Annotated in this window: 16 protein-coding genes; 6 read left to right on the top strand and 10 right to left on the bottom strand. The window is 37.7% G+C overall.

The window, feature by feature from the left end; all coding sequences use genetic code 11:
- Positions 1-56: 56 nt before the first annotated feature.
- The 10 genes from B2O97_RS17170 to B2O97_RS17125 form a co-directional block, all read right to left on the bottom strand.
- Positions 57-2,561, bottom strand: coding sequence for a TraG family conjugative transposon ATPase (locus tag B2O97_RS17170; protein WP_286767752.1), 2,505 nt, complete (start codon positions 2,559-2,561; stop codon positions 57-59).
- Positions 2,558-2,887 carry a DUF4133 domain-containing protein gene (locus tag B2O97_RS17165; protein ID WP_084019010.1) on the bottom strand — a complete coding sequence of 110 codons (330 nt, stop codon included), beginning with the start codon at positions 2,885-2,887 and terminating at the stop codon, positions 2,558-2,560. Before B2O97_RS17165 ends, B2O97_RS17170 begins: the two co-directional genes overlap by 4 nt.
- 11 nt (positions 2,888-2,898) lie before the next feature.
- Positions 2,899-3,204 carry a DUF4134 domain-containing protein gene (locus B2O97_RS17160; RefSeq protein WP_286767751.1) on the bottom strand — a complete coding sequence of 102 codons (306 nt, stop codon included), beginning with the start codon at positions 3,202-3,204 and terminating at the stop codon, positions 2,899-2,901.
- Between the two features lie 196 nt (positions 3,205-3,400).
- Positions 3,401-4,027, bottom strand: a complete 627-nt coding sequence (locus tag B2O97_RS17155) for a hypothetical protein (protein ID WP_286767750.1) — start codon at positions 4,025-4,027, stop codon at positions 3,401-3,403.
- A gap of 12 nt (positions 4,028-4,039) precedes the next feature.
- Positions 4,040-6,322: a ThiF family adenylyltransferase gene (locus B2O97_RS17150; RefSeq protein WP_286767749.1), complete on the bottom strand. Its 2,283-nt coding sequence runs from the start codon at positions 6,320-6,322 to the stop codon at positions 4,040-4,042.
- Positions 6,309-7,472: a cobyric acid synthase CobQ gene (locus B2O97_RS17145; RefSeq protein WP_115000124.1), complete on the bottom strand. Its 1,164-nt coding sequence runs from the start codon at positions 7,470-7,472 to the stop codon at positions 6,309-6,311. The genes B2O97_RS17150 and B2O97_RS17145 overlap by 14 nt, the downstream gene beginning before the upstream one ends.
- Before the next feature lie 301 nt (positions 7,473-7,773).
- Positions 7,774-10,506 (bottom strand): tetratricopeptide repeat protein, encoded by a 2,733-nt coding sequence (locus B2O97_RS17140; RefSeq protein WP_286767748.1) that lies wholly within the window; start codon positions 10,504-10,506, stop codon positions 7,774-7,776.
- Positions 10,507-10,674: 168 nt separating this feature from the next.
- On the bottom strand, positions 10,675-11,310 hold the full coding sequence (locus B2O97_RS17135; RefSeq protein ID WP_286767747.1) for a conjugal transfer protein TraD: 636 nt from the start codon (positions 11,308-11,310) through the stop codon (positions 10,675-10,677).
- Positions 11,311-11,321: 11 nt separating this feature from the next.
- On the bottom strand, positions 11,322-11,771 hold the full coding sequence (locus tag B2O97_RS17130) for a DUF3408 domain-containing protein (RefSeq protein ID WP_286767746.1): 450 nt from the start codon (positions 11,769-11,771) through the stop codon (positions 11,322-11,324).
- A 4-nt stretch (positions 11,772-11,775) separates the two neighbouring features.
- Positions 11,776-12,543 (bottom strand): ParA family protein, encoded by a 768-nt coding sequence (locus B2O97_RS17125; RefSeq protein WP_286767745.1) that lies wholly within the window; start codon positions 12,541-12,543, stop codon positions 11,776-11,778.
- Between the two features lie 758 nt (positions 12,544-13,301).
- Between B2O97_RS17125 and mobA the strand changes: the two genes are divergently transcribed.
- The 6 genes from mobA to B2O97_RS17095 all read left to right on the top strand — a co-directional run bounded on the left by mobA (position 13,302) and on the right by B2O97_RS17095 (position 20,041).
- Entirely contained in the window at positions 13,302-13,739 is a 438-nt protein-coding gene (gene mobA, locus B2O97_RS17120; RefSeq protein WP_045752158.1) for a conjugal transfer protein MobA, read from the top strand.
- Between the two features lie 2 nt (positions 13,740-13,741).
- Positions 13,742-15,028 (top strand): conjugal transfer protein MobB, encoded by a 1,287-nt coding sequence (gene mobB, locus B2O97_RS17115; RefSeq protein ID WP_045752157.1) that lies wholly within the window; start codon positions 13,742-13,744, stop codon positions 15,026-15,028.
- Between the two features lie 102 nt (positions 15,029-15,130).
- Entirely contained in the window at positions 15,131-17,134 is a 2,004-nt protein-coding gene (gene mobC, locus B2O97_RS17110; RefSeq protein ID WP_286767803.1) for a conjugal transfer protein MobC, read from the top strand.
- A gap of 132 nt (positions 17,135-17,266) precedes the next feature.
- Positions 17,267-17,896: a Crp/Fnr family transcriptional regulator gene (locus B2O97_RS17105; RefSeq protein WP_041516034.1), complete on the top strand. Its 630-nt coding sequence runs from the start codon at positions 17,267-17,269 to the stop codon at positions 17,894-17,896.
- A gap of 60 nt (positions 17,897-17,956) precedes the next feature.
- Entirely contained in the window at positions 17,957-18,754 is a 798-nt protein-coding gene (locus tag B2O97_RS17100) for a sulfite exporter TauE/SafE family protein (RefSeq protein WP_045753429.1), read from the top strand.
- A gap of 12 nt (positions 18,755-18,766) precedes the next feature.
- A complete protein-coding gene (locus tag B2O97_RS17095; protein WP_045753430.1) occupies positions 18,767-20,041 on the top strand; it encodes an NAD(P)/FAD-dependent oxidoreductase in 1,275 nt (424 codons plus the stop codon).
- Positions 20,042-20,061: the final 20 nt, after the last annotated feature.

Genomic DNA, 20,061 nt, shown 5'->3' with positions numbered 1-20,061 from the left:
TTTTGTGTTCGTGAATCTTCGATTTCATTGTTCTTGAAATTTTAAATTGTTAATGACTATTGATTTGAATTGTCCCGCCTTTGCATTGCGATATGCTTAATGGCGAGTTCTACGTTACCGTCGAGTTCCGCAGCAAGCTGCATCACTTCCATTTTTTCGGTTTCCTCTGTGGTGTAGGCGAGGTATTCCTCCAAACTAACTTCGGTGGCATAGACTGCCGAGTGCGTACCACCTAAGCCAATCCAAACCTCTTTATAAAGGCGGCTTGCATCGTTGTTCATATTGATGGAAAGTACCTGCCCTTTTTCTTTGTCGGTAAGCCCCAACATTGCCTGTATATCATCAAACTTGTTCATATACTTGCGTTGGTCTAAGAGGATTTTACAGTCGGAGTTATTGATGATACTTTCTTTTACAATGGGCGACTGGATAATATCATCGACCTCTTGCGTTACTACTATCGCTTCTCCGAAAAACTTACGCACGGTTTTAAACAAATACTTGATGTATTCTGCCATTCCCTCTTTTGCAATTGCTTTCCAAGCCTCTTCAATCAGGATGAGTTTGCGGATACCTTTCAATCGGCGCATCTTGTTGATGAACACCTCCATAATGATAATCGTGACTATGGGAAAGAGGATTTTGTGGTCTTTAATCGCATCAATTTCAAACACGATAAAGCGTTTGGAAAGCAGGTCTAACTGCTTATCGGAGTTCAGCAGGTAATCGTATTCGCCGCCTTTGTAATAGGGTTCGAGTACGTTCAGGAAATTGGCAATGTCAAAGTCTTTTTCCCTTACCTGTTTTTCTTCCAGTACCTTGCGGTAGTCGCCTTTTACATACTTATAGAAACCGTTGAATGACGGGTACACATTGTCCGTTTTTATACGTTCGATATAACCACTTACTGCATTGGAAAGGGCAACTTCTTCCGAACGGGTTGGAGGCTCATCGTCACGTTTCCATAAGGTCAGTATCAAAGTCTTGATATTTTCCCGCTTCTCAATGTCGAACACGCCATCATCGGTATAAAAAGGGTTAAAGGCGATCGGGTTATCTTCGGTGTAAGTGAAGTAAACACCGTCTTCGCCTTTGGTCTTTCCTTTGATGAGTTCGCATAAACCCTGATAAGAGTTGCCCGTATCTACCAACAGTACGTGTGCGCCCTGTTCGTAATACTGCCGTACCATATGGTTCGTGAAGAACGATTTACCACTTCCCGATGGACCAAGTATGAACTTGTTCCGGTTCGTGATGACACCCCTTTTCATAGGCAGGTCGGAAATATCCAAATGGATAGGTTTTCCTGTAAGCCTGTCAGCCATCTTGATACCGAACGGCGAGGACGAATTGTGGTAGTTGGTTTCTTCGGTAAAGAAACACAGCGCAGGATCGATGAACGTGTAAAAACTTTCCTCACTGGGGAAGTCGCCTGCATTGCCGGGCATTCCTGCCCAATATAATGTGGCTACGTCTGTCGTATTGTGGCGGGGTTTACATTCCATCAGTGCCAAGGCGCTACCGCAATCGTTCTTTAACTGTTTGAGTTCCGCAGGGTCTTCCGACCACGCCATAATGTTGAAGTGCGCACGGATGGAAGACAGCCCGAAGCTGTGGGCTTCGTTCAGGTACTTTTCTATCCACTCTTTGTTGATCTGGTTGGCACGGCTGTACCTTGCCAGTGAGTGCATATTCCTTGCAGACTTCTCAAACTTTTGCAGGTTGTCTTCGCTGTTATCCAAAAACAAATACTGGTTGTAGATGTGGTTGCAGCTTAACAACAAGCCCACAGGCGCAGCGAATGATAAACGGCAGTCGCTACGGTCAGTAGATAGCTTTTCAAAACGGGTATCTGCCGATACCGTTCCGGGCAGGTCGTCCGTATCGGAAAGGGTGTGCAGGCTTAACCTTTTGTTGCCGATGCGCACCTCTTCGTTTCCGAGTGCGATGTCCTGCATCGGCGTTCCGGCTCCCCTCGATAGCGTGAGGTATTGCTCCAGTAATCCCTGTGTGTCTTCGGTTCCGATAATTTCATCTTCGTTCAGACGTTTCAGGCTTACAAAACCGCTATCATTCACGATGCGCTCAAACTGGGCTACCGCTTCCATAAAGCGGTGTATCGTTTCCTTATTCCTGATTTCCTTTGGTATCAGCGAACCTTTGCAAAGCGAACTGAAGTTGCTTTGCATCCGCATTCTTTCCTTTGTTGTCTTTGTTAGAAACAGGTAGCAATAATGGTTCAGGAACGGTCGCTCGTTAAAATGGCATTGGTAAGACTTCGATAAAAAACTTTGGTCTTCTATTGACAGATCGGGCGCATAGCTTTCCTTGATGTACCAATCCTGTTTGTGAATGACCGTAAAATCAGGCAAGGTTTTGATAGCCTTGTGCCAGGCGGAGTGTATGGCTTCATATTCCACAGAAGCTACCGTGAACAGTTCCGGCAAACGCACTTCAAAACAGGCGGTAATGTCCGCATCTTTGGACAGAATGCAGTTGTTCTCTACTGCCAATAAAGGAAATTTGTTTTCCAGCGTTGTTGTTTTAGATACATTTCTCATACGGCATTCTGTTTAGGAGTGAATTTCAGATAGCGGTGTACAGGCTTTCGGCAGATGATGTAGCGGGGATGCCGTTTATTAGCTGCAATTTTCATCAGCCCGTGTTCGCCGTATTTCCTGTTCAGCGAAAAGGTCTGCCATATAATGAGCGAAGCACCGCCTGCTCCGAGGAACAGGCAGATGTAAGAGTTTACGCCTGCCATATACAGTATCATCACGAGGATAAGCGTACCGAGCAGCCCACCTGCGAAAATGAACAGGTATTGTGCTTTCAGCCCTTTAAATTCCACCGTCCTGCCGATGCCTTTGTTGATATTGTAATTCATAAGGCAAGGGATTAAAGGAAGAATGAGCGCAGGATAGTAGCGGCGACAATCAAGAAGATACACGCACCAAACCACGAAGCCGCAGTTTTCGATGTGTCAGGGTCGCCCGAACTGAATTTATTGTACACCTTAACGCCACCGATTAATCCCACGACTGCACCGATAGCGTAAATTAATTGGGTTGCGGGGTCGAAATAAGAGGTTACCATTTGGGTAGCCTCGTTGATGCCTGCCGAGCCGTTTCCCTGTGCGAATGCACCAATTCCTGACAGCATAACCACGGCTGTCAGCAAAACTTTTTTTCTTTGTTTTTCCATAATTGAAACACATTAATTTGTTACTGTTTATCCCGCACCTTGCGAGCTTCAGGGACAAATGTCTTATGGAAAAAGAGGCGTTACCGTAAAGTGGCAGTCAGAGGAATTGTTTGGCTGTTAGTGGCTGTTTCTGATAAAAACAAAAGCATCAAGCGATTAGGCTTGATGCTTTAGAATACAAAAATTACGACTATAACTATTTACTTTCTATTGCCAAAACATTAGTAACAAATCTTCGTCCTCTATTTTGTGCTCCTATAACTACAACAATATATTGAACGAGTAGGAAAGAAAAATAATATATATTAATTGGCCAAGTTACAATAACAAGAGCAGGAATTCCTATAAAGATTATAAATAGAAAGGACAATGAAGCAGAATCTCTAGCTAATAAGAAAGCCCTGTGACTTTCGGAAATCACAATATCTAAAGAGTTTTTCTGGTAAATTTTATACCATAATCTATTTTGATCTTGCGGATTTTTAGGTAAATTCCCGTGAATCTCTTTCAATTTTTTTTTATCTATTCTAGTATCTTCTTTAATTAGTTTTGAAAACGCTATTGAGCCCGGCAAGGGATTTTTCAGCTTCCAAAAAACCAGTATAGCTTTTTGATTACTTGATAATAAACCATTCAATAAAAACAGTAGCAATGGAGCGATAGATGCTCCAAGCCCCTTTACAATTAAGACGATATCAAATTCATTTGCTATTTCTCTAAAATACTGTGGGAAGATTATACCAAATATAATTAAAATATTTGCTGACAGTAGGATCCACAATTGTGGAGTATTCTTAGCCTTTAAGTTCACTGCTTTTTCCATATTATCTTCAATTTAAAATATATAAGGAAATATACCGGTTGGAGTAATAATGGCTAAAAATACAGGCAATGGCGGTTGAAGATTACTACATTCCTCTTTATGTTTCTTAACGCTTATCATATCCTGTCTACTGAGCAAATCAGGGCCTTCAGGATGAGTATGCCATTCACCTACATAACCAATTTGGCCACCTGAACTCTTTTCTATCGCTGAAATCTCTCCCGACAATCCATCATTTCCCCTTATAAACTGTGTTGAACTACCTTTACTATCTAAAGGAGATTTGATTGAACCTGTAATATGAACAGTTTTTGTTTTATAATTACAAACACCCACAAAAACACCTCCGGTTTCATTTTTTCCTGCGAGTGTAAGCTCTTCAATCAAGTGCTCCATAATACCAGGTTTAAATCGAATTTCCCAATTTGGATTGTTAACAGCATGAAATGTATCAAATGGCTTTATATTCAACACTTCTGTTTCAATCATGTAATCTTCTGTATCTATAATATTGTTTAAATATATTTTACCATCCTTGGTTGATTTAGTCATTTCTCTCTTAAGAATTCCTGAAAAGTATGATGCGTGAGATGATATTTTATCATCTGATAAAACTGTGGTTTCGGAATTACAGCCAACACCAACTTGAACAATTAAACTACTTGATTGAGCTGTTTTTTGTTCCCTTTCCAACCAGTCTTGAATGTTTTTATTACTCTCTGACAGACTGTATAAATATACCTGTAGGTCATCTAATCTTGGATTTCTTGACTCTCCCTCTTTATACATTATCCCTAAATTTCCAAAATCTGAAATACTTGCACTGGCAACCTTATTTGTATCTAAACTTTTTAGCGTAGCTAATTTATTAAAGAACGCTTCGGATGCTGTAAAGTCTAATATCCAACTATATTTTTCGAAAGTTTCTTTCTTGTTTATTAGTCCATCTTTAAAGGATGGACCATGTATAACATTTGTTTGTTCATAAGGATAGATTTTCTTTATTTTTTCTGCCAATGCTTCTGCTTTACTTTGCCCTTCATCTTCTCCAAACAAGGTATGTCTAACTAAATTGTGCGGAGAAATATAATCTGGATCAATCAAAGTCAAGTTTGTTTGTCCAGATCTTACCAAGTGCATAATTATCTTAGAACCGATAGCACCACATCCAAAAACAACGTGTCTTTCACTTTCTAAAGCTATATCCCAACCTGATATATGACAAGCTAATTTTTGTGTTAGAGGTTGATTGTGAGATAGAATATCTATAGATATGTTATTAACAATTCTTTCGCCTTTAATGTCGGCAGAAGTTACATTAAAACGTAGATTTATAAATTCAATATTCGATGAATAACCAATCAGTTGACTAGGTCTACGTATTCCAATTATTACAGGAAAATAGATGTACTCATTTATTTTATTATAGGTAGTAATGAACTTTTCAAATTCTTGATGCTTAATATTGTAATACTCACAAAACAATTTGAATTCTTCCCATGATCTTGGAATATTTATTTCATATTCTGGTTTTACTACATCTTCTCCACTCCATAGTATATATCCGAAATAATATCTCTTTCTTGTAACATCTTCTTTATCTTTTTTACGTTCCTCATCTACTTCCTTAATGGTGGTAAGTGCATTCTTATCAGTAATGAGCTTAACAAATTTATATGTATATCTCCCCTTACTACTTGGGCGTTCAAACAAGACAATTGAAAATTTATCACCAAATTCAACAGCCGCCTTATTTGTTATAACAGTCAGAATGGTATCATAATCATAAATTATACTTCCTGTGTACCCTTCCAATCTCAATGGTTCGTACTGTTCACCATTTTCAGTTAATTCACCTGTAGCAGCGTCTCTAAGCCAGTTGCTTATGCGTATTACAAGGTCTTCAATCCTTTTATTTGCATACCACTCATCTGCATTTCCTCTTACATAACAAAATGCTGGAGGGCGATTATTGACTGCTACATATAGATGGGCAAGGTTATTTTTAGGAAAATCCAATCTGTCAGTATAAACTCTGGGGGCAGAAACTGGATAATTAACTATATCAAACACTAAAATGACAGGTTCTTTTTCTCTAATGTCTAAATCTTCAAAATTGCCCAAACTGGGTAGGTCAATATTGATCTCAATTGGAATAGCGATTCTACCATTTCCCCAATCCAAAACCTTCACTCGATTGCCTTGAATTTGACACAATGATTTAAGAGAATCCTGAATTTCAGGATTCTCTATATCATTGATAAATGTTGGTAAGCTATCACTAAACTTTTCCATTTCCGTATTTTGAAGGGGTGTTTACAATACCTAAACCAGCCCCTCCTGCAACTTTAGCTGCACCTTCGGTCTGTTTAGGTTTTACAATTCCCTGTGAAGTAACCTCAAAGATGATTGGTTGAGGAATCTTATTAACCACATTGTAAGTAGTTGTATTAAGAAAATTCCCTTCCGTTACCTTCTTGACATATTCTCGTTTAGCCTCATAATGCGGTGGATTGTCTTCATCATTTAAGATTTTTTTACTTGACGCAATGACTTTCGCATTATTCCTCTTGTAATCCAACACTTCTAATGAAGTCTTTTTGGGATCAGGGTTTTCTTCCTGAGGCCTATCATTAAAAAATGACCATGAGCAATGATGCGGGGAAAGAAATAAATCCCATTTCAAAGCATGTTCATTTTTGTATTTCTTAGTTTTTTCCAAAATGATACACCATGAAGTATGATCAGAGTCACCACCAAACATTGCAAGAGTAGAGAAGTCTTGCTGATAAGGGGTGTTTTTGAATCTAGCTTGAAACACAATACTTGTTGAATTCTTTTTATCATCTCCCAATGCTTCAAGGTGTTCTTTGAATGGAGCGTGTATGAATATGGAAAACAATACTTGGTTTCGGTCATTAAAACGATTGACAGTATCTCCCGGCTTAGCTCTTAAATGATCTAAGTCTTTATAATCTTTACTTCCATCATAACCGATAATTTTAATTCTGTTACCAGGATTGTCTTTTTTCGGATCTTTGTTACGATGAAGTGCCAATCGACGTTCTGCTTCCTGTTGATACGCATCTTCATCATCATTTGTATGCTCCTCGGCAATCATTGGTGAGAACCACATTGTATCGACTCTGATAAGACCTTCTTTTTTATCAGCTTCCGAATATTTTTCTGGAGCCCCCTGATAAAAGTGCTTTTTAAATCCTCGACAATGATCTTGGTCACCATGAGTTAAGATAAATACATCAACGTATGGTATACCATTGCCATACTGCACGCTTTGCAATAAATCCTTTTTTACGTCGTAGGTCTCGTCATTGTCACAATTCCTGATGTTACAATCAACCAATATGGTTGTTTTGTCTTCCAGAGTAATTAGAGATGTATCTCCGTTACCAACTGGGTAATACTTAATAGTAGCGTTCGCCATTTAATTTTCTTTTTTTTAGTTAATAATTATAATTAATACGCCTATCCAATTACCTGAAAAAGACAGTCCCAGCAGAAATATTAGTAAAGCTGAATGATAATCGACCATTGTTAAGAAAAGAAAATGACAATTATATTTGCACAAATGACAAGTTTGTCTATTTTTGTGGTGTTCTAAATAACAGTATCATTTATTCATTTCCCTAAATGGATCTTTGAAAGAAACCATAGGCATAGTTTAAGTTGTCGCATTTCTTAAACTATCCTTGAATTTCTCTAATATTTTTGTTTGCGTTTTCGTTCTATTTTTTTCTCAAATATTCCACCTCCTTTTTTAAATCATTAATAGTATCTGTAAGTTCTTTACCTGCTTTAAGATATTCCATTGGATAATCTTCTTTAAGTTCATTCATCATTAGGTAATATATTGGCTTCAACATGGTCTTAAGATCCATATTGTTATCACTAAACATATCTAAAGCCACATCGTATTCTTTTTTGGCAATCAGTAACAGAAAAAACTCTACAAGTTCTGAAAAACTTCGGTGAGAATAACTGTCATCGTCATCGCTGCTATTATGTAAAATAATAGCTTGCTCTTTTACAATCTCTATTGCCTTCGTCAAGTTGCCATTCCATAAAAGTATTTTAGCGTAAAGTAATTCAAAGCGACTATTTGTATTGTCCGGTTTGTACTTTTCAAGTAAATCTTTTGAAAAGGTCTTCTTGTCTGTTCGTTTAGACCTATACATGCTCTGCACCCAGCAACCTATTACTGAAATATCGCCTAATTCTATTGCTTTCTCAAACATTTCATCTGACTTCTCAAACATTCCTTTTCTGTTAAAAAGATGAGCTAACTGATGAGCTGATTCTGCATCATTATTTGAAATGCCATGTTCTAAAACAGTGATTGCTTTATCGGTTTGTTTCTGATTGATATACAACCTTGCTAATTGACTATATCCATCAATTTCACCCTTGTCAATTGCTAACTTAAATTGTTCCTCCGCTTTTTTGAAACTTGGTCTGCTTTTCAGCATATAAAATCTTCCCAAATTTATGTTACTATCTTCCTCATTTTCTTCAACAGCCTTCACCAGAGCAGATTCTGCATCCTTTTTCTTTTTCATTTTAGAGAATAATTTGGCTAGGGCAGTATTAGATTTATCTAATTTGGCTTCTACCGCATCTCTCAAATATTTTTCTGCCATTTCAAAATCATTAAGATCTAAGTAGATGTTTCCTAAAGAAATCAATGACTGTTTAAAATTCTTTGCAACAGCTTGTTTATGATATTTTATTGCTGAGTCATAAACCTTTTTCTTTTTATAAATACTACCTAACCTATTAGCAGCATAAGGGTGAGGATGCGGCAACGATAGTGACTTCTCATAGAATTCGATAGCTGTATCAGGATCATTTAAGTGCATATCATAAATGATTCCTAAAGAGATAGATGTATATGTGTTTTGATCATCTAAATTCCATGCTGATTTTGCTGCTTCTAAGGCTTTTTCATGGTTTCCTTGCATTAAATAAACAGATGTTGCTAACATAAAATAATCAACATCTTTATTGTCCACATCCTCGAGTCTACCAACAGCTTCATCAAAACGTTCCTCTTTTAATAACTTCTTAATATCATCCAATACGGCAGTTTCAGCAGTTTTAGCTCTTTTCAATATTTTGTCAGGTAAGACCGAATTAGTAGTACTGATCAATTCTTCTTTTAAATTGTCTGGAATGTTTTCGCAAGACAAAAATGTGTTGCCCATATCGATCGCAGCAACAGCATCATATTTACCATCTTTAAGATTGCTAATATGATTTTTAAGTCTCTTGGTTAGCTCACTTTCATCACACCAAGCATCAAAAAATCGAACTAACCATACCACATTTTCCTTATCATGTTTTCTACCAAACCTCATTAAGTACCAAATATTCATAAAGCGTTCCTTTATTCTATACAAATGATTCTTTGTAGAAGTAGGCACTTTCTCAATCAACTGATTTTTCTCTAAATATGATAGTATTGATGATATATTCTTACTTTCCAGTCTAGTGCGCTTTGCGATTTCTTTAACAGAAATTGCATCCCATTTCCTAGCTATAGCATCAATTACTTTCTGTTGTTGAGTTGAAAGTTGATCTAATTCTGATTTGTATAATAATGTTAATGTGTCTATCAAAAGATAAAGATCTTTGATTGCTTTACCATTTTCATTATCCAAAAAAATCTGAAAAAGATAAGAGATTGTTCTTGGTACACCTCCGGTTAATCTTCGCAATGCTTCAACCCTTCCAGGATAGTTCTCTATAATTACCCTAATCTGATCTTCTTCTCCGTACTGCTGACCAATTCTAATCAAAAGCTTTTCACACTCCTCTTGTGTTAAACCATCCAACTGTATAGGATGGAAAAACTTGTAAAATGGATCTCCAAAATCAATTGTTCCATCATTATATGAAGTAGAAGAGCCTATTATCCTAAAATTGGATTTCGATGTTAAAATTGCTTTAAGCTTTTTTTTCTCATCTTCTTGGAGCTTCTTGAGAAAAAAATTCAGATTCTCGATAAAAAGAATCGCTGTTTTGTTTTTTGACTTTAAAAAACTCTGCAAGAACTTAAATGATGCATGTTCATAGTCTTCTTCATTATCAATAATTTTATCAATTGAATCAGATAGTTTTTCTTTATAATAATTATCCTCAATAACAATTGCTACAGCTTCCCAGAGATTTGTTAGATCGGATAAGTTGTATTGTTCCTCTGAGAACATTATAGGTAAATATATTTCTGATAATTGCTTTTCGTCCAGAATAGAGTAATTCAACCTATGCATTAAGGTCGTTTTTCCAGCTCCACGTTGTCCTATAATTATATTATTTAAGGATTTACCATCACTATCTGCTTTCAACAATGCATTTCTTATATGATCAAACTCATTTGTTCGAACTACAAACCCATCAATGATAGCAGACTTTGATTTACTCCCTGTGTTATTTCTTAAATATATATCCTGATCATCCATAGTTAACGATAAAAATTTTGTCAAAGATAAGAACGATTTTTTTATCGTCAAAATTTTTAGCGATTTATTTTTCGTTAAACATATTTTAACACTATTTAATGAAACCAAAAAAAGCAAGAACACCTCAGTATTCTTGCTTGTATTATCTGATTAACATGAATAATGATTTTACACAAACTCCCCAATATCAAAATCACTCAAATCACTTTTCCGCAAGGTGGAAGAACTGTTGTCCGTTTCAGCCGAAAGTGTGCTATCCAAAAGCTCGGCAATTTTTCTGGATGCACCGTCTATGGAATTTTCCAGTAGGCTGAATAATTCAGTTCCTTGTAATCTTTGAACTATGGCTACCGCTGTTTCCTTTTGAGATTGTTCCAAATTTTCTTTTTGGAGCAATGCCCCTACAGAGCTTAGTTCGTCGTAGGTAACCCCTTGGGCAAGACTGTCATCGCCACCGGATATTCCGTACCTGTTCCATTCTTCTTCCTCATCTTCCAAATCAGGCATATTGCTGAAAACTTCGTCCAGTTCTTCCTGCGGAATTTGAATGCCAACGCTTTCATTTTCGTCGTATTCTATGTCTAAATTATCAGGGTTTATCTCCTGTTCAGCTATTTGGCTTTCATTGGCAGTGTTTGGCACTGAAAGGCTTCTTGCTGGCTTCGGCTGACCCATAATATCGGGCAGGTTCGGATTGATTTTCTCCTGCATCGGCTTTTTTTGCGACCTTTTATGAATGACAATCTTATCCTGTAACAGCAGTACAATGACTATCAGCAGACATATCACAATTACTATTTCCATAATCAAATGCTTTAAAAAATGGGTTTAAACTTTTCATTGAAATCATCTGTGATTGCTTTTTCAAACATTTCAAAATGATGTTCCAGTATATTGTCAAGGTAGGCGTAGAGCGGTATCTCGTCCTTGCCAATGACCTGAACAATGCGAGATAACCTTTCGTGGTATTCCTGCCTGATATAGATGCTTTTATCCCCTCGTTTTGTCATTGAATGGTTTCTCAAAAAATGTTCACCGTAACTGCCGTCAAGGTTTTTCTTGGTGCGGTTCCGTTCCCTTTGTACTGGCTTGCTTCGAAGTAATTCTTCCTGTTTTGCTTCTTCTTTTACAGTTTCCTTTTTCGGTTCTTCAGATGGTTCGGGAGGAAGCTGTATGCCGTCTTTTTTAATGCCGTCTACCATCAGGTTCATCATCAACTCTTCGTTGATGTCCGGCGTGGCTTTCCTTTTATTATCTTTTTCCATAAGGCTATAATTGAACGATTTTTAAAAATTCATTGATGAACAAATCCAATTGGCAGGCTTTCATCAAGCGTTCATCGGGAGGCATTACAGTAGAACGGAAAACCGCTTTGCTATCCGCTTCACTTTCTTTTCGAAAACGGGTACTGTTCTTCACTTGGCTTTGCATCAGGCTTAACCCCAGTTGAGCTATAAGCTGGTTGTACACGTCATATAATGGCGTGCTTTCCCTGCCATCCACCTGGTTCCAAAACAGGTTAATGGTCTGTATGGAAGTTTCGCCCTTTTTCATAATCACATCCTGTAAAAGCTGGGTAAAGATGAGCGTACTTTCCATTACCACACGGTCTGCGGTAATAGGCGTAAAAATATGGTGCATTCCTGCGAGTGCTTTCAGAATGCCGGGCGTGTTCACAGTTCCAGGCAGGTCAAAAAACACCACGTCGATCGGAACGGCGGAAGCCGTTACAAATTCGTGTGCAGCATCCAGTACGCTATCTGCTTTATGCTGTGTAATGGGATAGGCTTTCTTGTTGATGGTGGTAAATTGCTTATATGCCAGTTTTTTCAAAGCCTCATTTTCCATTACCATTGCCAAATCACGGGTTTTCATTTTCATCAGGCTATGTTGTGGAAAATCCGCATCAAATACGGCTACGTTGTAGCCCAACCGATAGTGCATCGTACTTGCCACAAGCGTGGTAAATGTGCTTTTTCCAACACCGCCTTTTTGTGAAGAAAAAGCGATAAACAGAGGTTTCTTTTTTGTGTCCATATTTTTAAAATTTAAAGTTTTCAAATTCCTGTTTTCAGGCTTGCAGGCGTTCCGGCAAGCCGTTCTGATTTCCTGCGTTCTTTCAGGATAGCTATCAGGGTTGCCTGCGTTCTTACCTGATTGCCTGCTTCCTTGCAGTACAGCAGTCTTGCAATCATTCCGGTAGCTTATCAGGCAGGCTTGCCGTCATTCTTTCATTCCGTCAATCAACCAATCATTCAGGCGAGCCGGATAGTTGGATAGCAAGCGTTCACGCTTTCCGTCAGTCGTGCAATCTTGCTTTCTTGCATTCCTGCAATCAGGCAGGCAGGATTGCCTGCGTTCCTGAATGTGTGCCGTCTGCTCTTCCTGAAGCACGGGCTGCCTGTCTTCCTGCCATCATTCAAAGGCAAAGAACCAATCAATTTCATTCGATTGTATGCCTGTGGCATTGTTTAGCGGTCAGAGGCACTGTTTGGCACTGTGGCACAGTGCAACGCTATCGGGAACAGGGCTTTACTTTGTATTGTGATTTTTATTAACGGATTTATGCAAAAGTCTTTTGACATCTTGCGAGGTAACGGTAACGGCAACAAGCCGTTTTTCCCTGTTACATTCAATCCGTCCCACAGGGCGGATTTTTGTGTTCACCGGAACACGGCAAGTTGTGTTTTGAGGCACTCGAAACCGAGTTAGTGCCTCAAAACAACTTGCCCTGCTGGGAGCTAAAAAACACTCTCCGAAGTCGAGGTTTTGTGTGAATTAAAATTGGATTAGTGATGAACGAGAACAGTAACAAAACACAGAAAAAGGGCGGACGTACACCGAAAACCGACCCAAGCATCCACCGCCACGTTTTCCGTCTTACAGACGAGGAAAACGCCAAACTTTTATCGCTTTTTGAAGCATCGGCAATGCCCAATAAAGCAAAGTTTATCATTTCTCTTCTGTTTAATAAGGAAATGAAATCGGTTAAAATTGATAAAGGAACGGTTGATTTTTATATGCGATTAACCTCGTTTCATAGCCAGTTTCGTTCCGTTGGTGTCAATTATAACCAGATTGTAAAGCAACTCTACAAACATTTTTCCGAGAAAAAAGCGGCTGCATTCCTTTTCAAATTGGAAAAACAGACAGCTGAAATGGCGGTATTGTGTCAAAAAATCATTCAGTTAACCGAAGAATTTGAAGCAAAACATTTGAAAAAACAGCTGTAAAAATGATAGCAAAAATTGGAAGAAGCGGAAATTTATACGGAGCGTTGGCGTACAATCAGCTCAAAGTGGAGAATGAAAATGGGCAAATTTTGTTTGCCAATAGGATGATTGAAACTACTAGTGGGCATTATTCCGTTGCACAATTAGCCCAATCTTTTGCCCCTTACCTGATAGCCAATCGCAATACCGAGAAACATACATTGCATATTTCGCTCAATCCCGACCCGAAAGATAAGGTAAGCGACGATCGGTACAGGGAAATGGCAGAAGAATATATGCGGGAAATGGGTTACGGCGAACAGCCTTTTGTGGTATTTAAACATACCGATATTGACCGCAGTCACATTCATATCGTATCGGTTTGCGTGGACGAAGAGGGCAAAAAGATTTCGGACAAATTCGAAAAAATGCGGTCTATGAATATTTGCCGTGAACTGGAAAGAAAACACGGGTTGATCCCTGCAACGGATAAGGAACATAAACAGAACGATAAGATTTTCTGTCCTGTAAATTACAAAGCTGGAGATGTAAAAAGTCAGATAGCTTCAGTGGTTCGACATCTACCGAATTATTATAAATTTCAGACTTTGGGCGAATACAATGCTTTGCTTTCCCTGTTTAATATTACCACCGAAAAAGTGGAAGGCGAATTGCGGGGACAGGTACGACAGGGTTTATTGTACATCCCGTTAAATGAGAAAGGCGAAAGAGCCGGACATCCATTCAAGGCTTCCTTATTCGGAAAAAACGCAGGGCTTCCAGCTTTGGAATTGCATTTTGCCAAAAGCAAAGAGGTTTTAAAAAACCACCCGACAAAACCAACCATTAAAGCTGCCGTTACCTTTGCCCTGCAATCTACAAATAACGAACAGGCTTTTAAAAATCAGTTGAGCGAACAGGGCATTAACGTTGTGGTTCGTAGAAATGACACAGGTCGAATTTATGGTATAACTTTTATAGACCACAATTCTAAAACGGTTTGGAACGGTTCACGTTTGGGCAAGGAACTTTCTGCCAATACCTTTAATGATTATTCGAATAATAATATCAAATCTGGGATAAAAGAGCCAGTTGAATTACAATCGAAAATATCAAGACCAAATGATGCAGATCTTTTTGCGGAAGAACCTCATCACTTGTTCGACTTCCTAAATACTATTGAAAAACACGAAGACGGTTTGATTGAAGCATTAGGAGGTTTGCTTCACGAAGCACAGGGCGAAGATTATGAGGAACAAGATTTTGCTAATAAAATGAAGAAGAAGCGTAAACGCAAAAGAAGTCAGTAATAAACATGTTAGTCAAATACCGCCAAATACCGCCAATAACTTCCACATTTTAAGAGCCGATAGCAAAAGCCTTTAAATTCACGCCCGAACATTAAAACTTAAATAATGCAGGGAGAAGACGATTTAAGAGGTTTAGCCAAAATAATGGCTTTTATGAGGGCAGTAAGTATTCTTTTGGTACTGATGCACCTTTATTGGTTCTGCTACGGTTTCTTTATGGAACGTGGCTGGACGTTGGAAGTAATCAACAAAATATTAGGCAACTTCGATAAAACAGCAGGTTTGTTTTCACATACCTTATATACTAAAACCTTTGCTTTGGTATTGCTTGCTTTAAGTTGTTTAGGAACGAAAGGCGTAAAGAATGAGAAGATAACCTGGTCTAAAATTTACGTGGCTTTGGGCATTGGCTTTGTGTTGTTCTTTCTGAACTTTCCGTTATTAAAGTTACCTCTAATTACTGCTACATTTCTTTATATTCTTACCACAGGTTTAGGTTATGTTGCTTTAATGGTAGCCGGAGTTTGGATGAGCCGATTGCTTCGCACCAATTTGATGGATGATGTTTTCAATAATGAAAATGAGAGTTTTCAGCAGGAAACCAAGCTGATGGAAAACGAATATTCTGTCAATCTTCCCACAAAGTTTTATTATAAAAACAAGTGGAATGACGGTTGGATTAACATCGTCAATCCTTTCAGAGCAACGATTGTTTTAGGAACGCCAGGTTCTGGTAAATCCTATGCCATCGTCAACAATTACATCAAACAGCAGATTGAGAAAGGCTTTTCAATGTACATCTACGATTTCAAGTTTGACGATCTCTCTACCATTGCCTATAACCATTTGCTGAAGCACAGGGATAAGTACAAGATACAGCCGAAATTTTATGTGATAAATTTCGATGACCCACGCAAAAGCCACCGCTGTAATCCACTCAATCCCGATTTTATGACGGACATTTCAGATGCTTACGAAGCGGCTTATACCATAATGTTGAACCTCAATCGAAGCTGGATACAGAAACAAGGGGATTTTTTCGTAGAAAGTCCAATCATTTTATTGGCTGCCATTATTTGGTATCTGAAAATCTATGAGGACGGTAAGTATTGTACTTTCCCACACGCCATTGAATTGCTTAATAAAAAGTATTCGGACGTATTCACGATTTTAACTTCATATCCTGATTTGGAAAATTACTTATCGCCTTTTATGGATGCGTGGCAAGGCGGAGCACAAGACCAATTACAGGGACAAATCGCATCTGCAAAAATTCCGTTGTCAAGAATGATTAGCCCGCAGTTGTACTGGGTAATGACTGGCGATGATTTTTCTTTAGACATCAACAATCCAAAAGAGCCAAAAATTTTATGTGTTGGTAATAATCCCGACCGTCAAAATATTTATTCAGCAGCGTTGGGATTGTATAATTCAAGAATTGTAAAGCTCATCAACAAAAAAGGACAATTGAAGACTTCTGTTATCATTGATGAGCTACCCACTATTTACTTCAGGGGATTGGATAATTTGATTGCAACGGCGAGAAGTAATAAGGTAGCCGTGTGCTTAGGTTTTCAAGATTTTTCCCAGCTTATCCGTGATTACGGAGATAAAGAAGCTAAGGTTATACAAAATACCGTTGGTAATATTTTCAGTGGACAGGTAGTTGGTGAAACGGCAAAAAGCCTTTCGGAACGTTTCGGGAAGGTTTTACAGAAACGCCAGAGTATGACGATTAACAGGAATGATAAATCTACCTCTATTTCAACACAGTTAGATAGCCTTATTCCGGCTTCCAAAATTTCAACACTTACACAGGGTATGTTTGTGGGTTCCGTTTCGGATAATTTTGATGAGCGTATCGAACAAAAGATTTTCCACGCTGAAATTGTAGTGGATAATGAAAAGGTAGCCACAGAAACTAAAGTCTATCAGAAGATACCAGAAATCCTATCCTTTGTCAATGACCAAGGAGAGGACAAAATGAAACAAGAAATTGAAAGCAATTACCGTCAAATAAAATCAGATATTCTTAGTATTGTTGAAAACGAAATGGAACGAATTAAAAATGATCCCGACTTGCAGCATTTGATACAAAAGGGATGAAACTATTAACTTTGTAACAAAAGTCACAAAGTATTAAAGGAAGATAACGTAAGTTTGTAGGTTACGTTTTTCTATTACAGAATAAATCAACACCGCAACAACAAATATTATTAATTAGTAAGCCTTAAACAAATGCAGACGGAACCATTAGAACAAATAACAGAATTTAAGACCTCTCCTGAATTGATAGGCAAACTTTATGAATATAGCATAAGAAAAGAATATGAAGCAGGAAGTGTTATACTAGATGAAAATGCTTCCATCCGTTCTATTCCAATTGTAACCAAAGGTACGCTGAAAGTAATCCGGACAGAAGAAGATGGTAGAGAAATTTTGCTTTACTATATCAAAGCTGGTGAAAGCTGTATCATGTCTTTCTTAGGCGGTATGCACAATGAAACAAGTAAGGTAAAAGCTGAAGTGGAAGAAGATGCGGAAATACTTTTTTTGCCCATGGATAAAGTATCCTTATTCATCAAGGAATATCCGCAATGGCTAGATTATATTTTTCGTTTATACCATAAACGTTTTGAAGAATTATTGGAAATTGTTAATGCCATCACTTTTAAGAAAATAGATGAACGTTTATTGAATTTGTTGATTAAAAAGCGTGAACTTACTGAAAATAATATTCTGCACATCACCCACGAACAATTAGCTAATGAACTTGGGACTGCCCGTGTAGTGGTGTCAAGGTTACTCAAACAGTTAGAAGAAATAGGTAAGGTTAGGCTAGGTAGAAATAAAATAACCCTTATGTAACAAAAGTAGCTGTGCAGGTTTTTGAATTGATGCAAATTTGTTGTAACAATTTAAAAATCTATGGACATAACAGGGTATATAGCATCAATTTTTATAGGTATCTCTTTAGGGTTAATAGGCGGCGGAGGCAGCATCCTTACTGTTCCAGTTCTTGTTTATCTATTTGGTCTTGATGCATTATTAGCTACAGCTTATTCTCTTTTTATAGTTGGCTCCACAAGCGTCGTCGGCTCTTTTTCTTATTTCAAAAAAGGATTGGTAAACATCAAAACAGCTATTATTTTTGGTATTCCATCAATTGTAGCCGTTTTTCTAACAAGAGCTTATATCGTTCCTGCTATTCCTGAAGAAGTTTTCAGTATTGCAGCTTTTACCGTTACCAAAAACATTCTTTTGATGTTGCTTTTTGCTGTACTGATGATTTTCGCTTCATACAGCATGATAAAAAAATGTAAAGGAGAAGATTGTTTACCTACCGACACGCCCGCCGCAAGTACATTATTAATCGTTATTCAGGGAATATTTGTGGGCTTTGTTACCGGATTAATCGGCGCTGGCGGAGGCTTTTTAATCATTCCTGCCCTAGTCAATTTATTGCGTTTAGAATTTAAAAAAGCAATAGGTACTTCGCTAGTTATCATTGCTCTTAATTCACTTTTTGGCTTTGTCATTTCCGTTACACATTATACAATAGACTGGATATTTCTTTTCAAAATTTTAGCTCTAGCCATTACGGGAGTGCTTATCGGAAGCTATCTCTCTAAAAAAATAGATGGTAAAAAACTAAAGCCTGCTTTCGGCTGGTTTGTGCTACTTATGGGTATTTACATTATCATAAAAGAAACTTTATTACACTAAAATCATAATAATATGGAAAAGCATTATCAAATACTTATCGTTGGCGGTGGAAATGCCGGATTATCTGTTGCATCACAATTACTTCGCAAAAGAAAGGGATTAAATATTGGTATTATCGAACCCTCAGAAAATCATTATTATCAACCTGCATGGACATTAGTTGGTGCAGGAATTTTTGATATTAAAAAGACTATCCGTAATGAAAAGGAGTTTATTCCAAAAAATGCGACATGGATAAAAGAGGCAGTTGCTGAATTTAATCCTACTTCCAACAAAGTAATTTGCAGTTCTGGAAAAGAAATTTTATACGATTATTTAATTGTTTGTCCGGGTATCCAATTAGATTGGAATAAAATAAAAGGATTAAAGGATACTTTAGGTAAAAACAATGTAAGCAGTAATTATAATTTTAGTTCAGCTCCATATACCTGGGAAATGATTAAAAATTTCAAAGGTGGGATAGCCGTTTTTACTAACCCATCCACGCCTATTAAATGTGGTGGTGCCCCACATAAAATCATGTATCTGGCTGTAGACTATTGGCGTAAGAAAGGTATTTTAGATCAATGTGACATACATTATATTTCTGGGGCAACGGTTATATTTGGTGTGCCTGAATATAAAGTAACATTAGAAGAAGTATTAAAGAAAGGTAATATTAAAGTACATTATAGTGCTAATACAATTGGAATTGATGCTAATAGTAAAACGATCGAGTTTGAAACCAAAAGCAGTCCAAGTACAATAAAGCAGTCATTATCAGAAACTACAGCTAGTTGTTATAGTATTAACGAGGCATCACAAGCTGATTTAGCAAATAAAGTTACACTTTCATTTAATTTATGCCATGCAGTACCTCCCCAATCTGCGCCAGATTTTATTAAAAAAAGCCCCTTAGCAGATGCTTCAAATCCTTATGGTTATGTAGAGGTGAATAAGAACACAATGCAGCATTCAAGGTTTCCCAATGTTTTTGCTTTAGGAGACTGTACCAATGCACCCTGCAGTAAAACCGGAGCGGCAATACGCAAACAAGCGCCAGTTGTAGTTACGAACTTATTAGAAGTAATGGATAAACAACCAGTAACCGCTCAATATGATGGCTACAGTGCTTGCCCAATACCTACACAATACGGAAAATTAATGCTGGCAGAGTTTGACTATAACAACAAACCCAAAATGACATTCCCATTTGACCAAGCAAAACCGCGTTGGACAATGTGGTTACTAAAAATAAAGGTATTACCATGGTTGTATTGGAACAAAATTTTAAAAGGCACAGCTTAGCTATTTAGGTTGTATCGCCT

It is taken from the genome of Sphingobacterium sp. UBA865 (genome assembly GCF_002295765.1).
GTDB lineage: Bacteria > Bacteroidota > Bacteroidia > Sphingobacteriales > Sphingobacteriaceae > Sphingobacterium > Sphingobacterium multivorum.
This window is presented reverse-complemented; position numbering and strand designations above follow the sequence as displayed.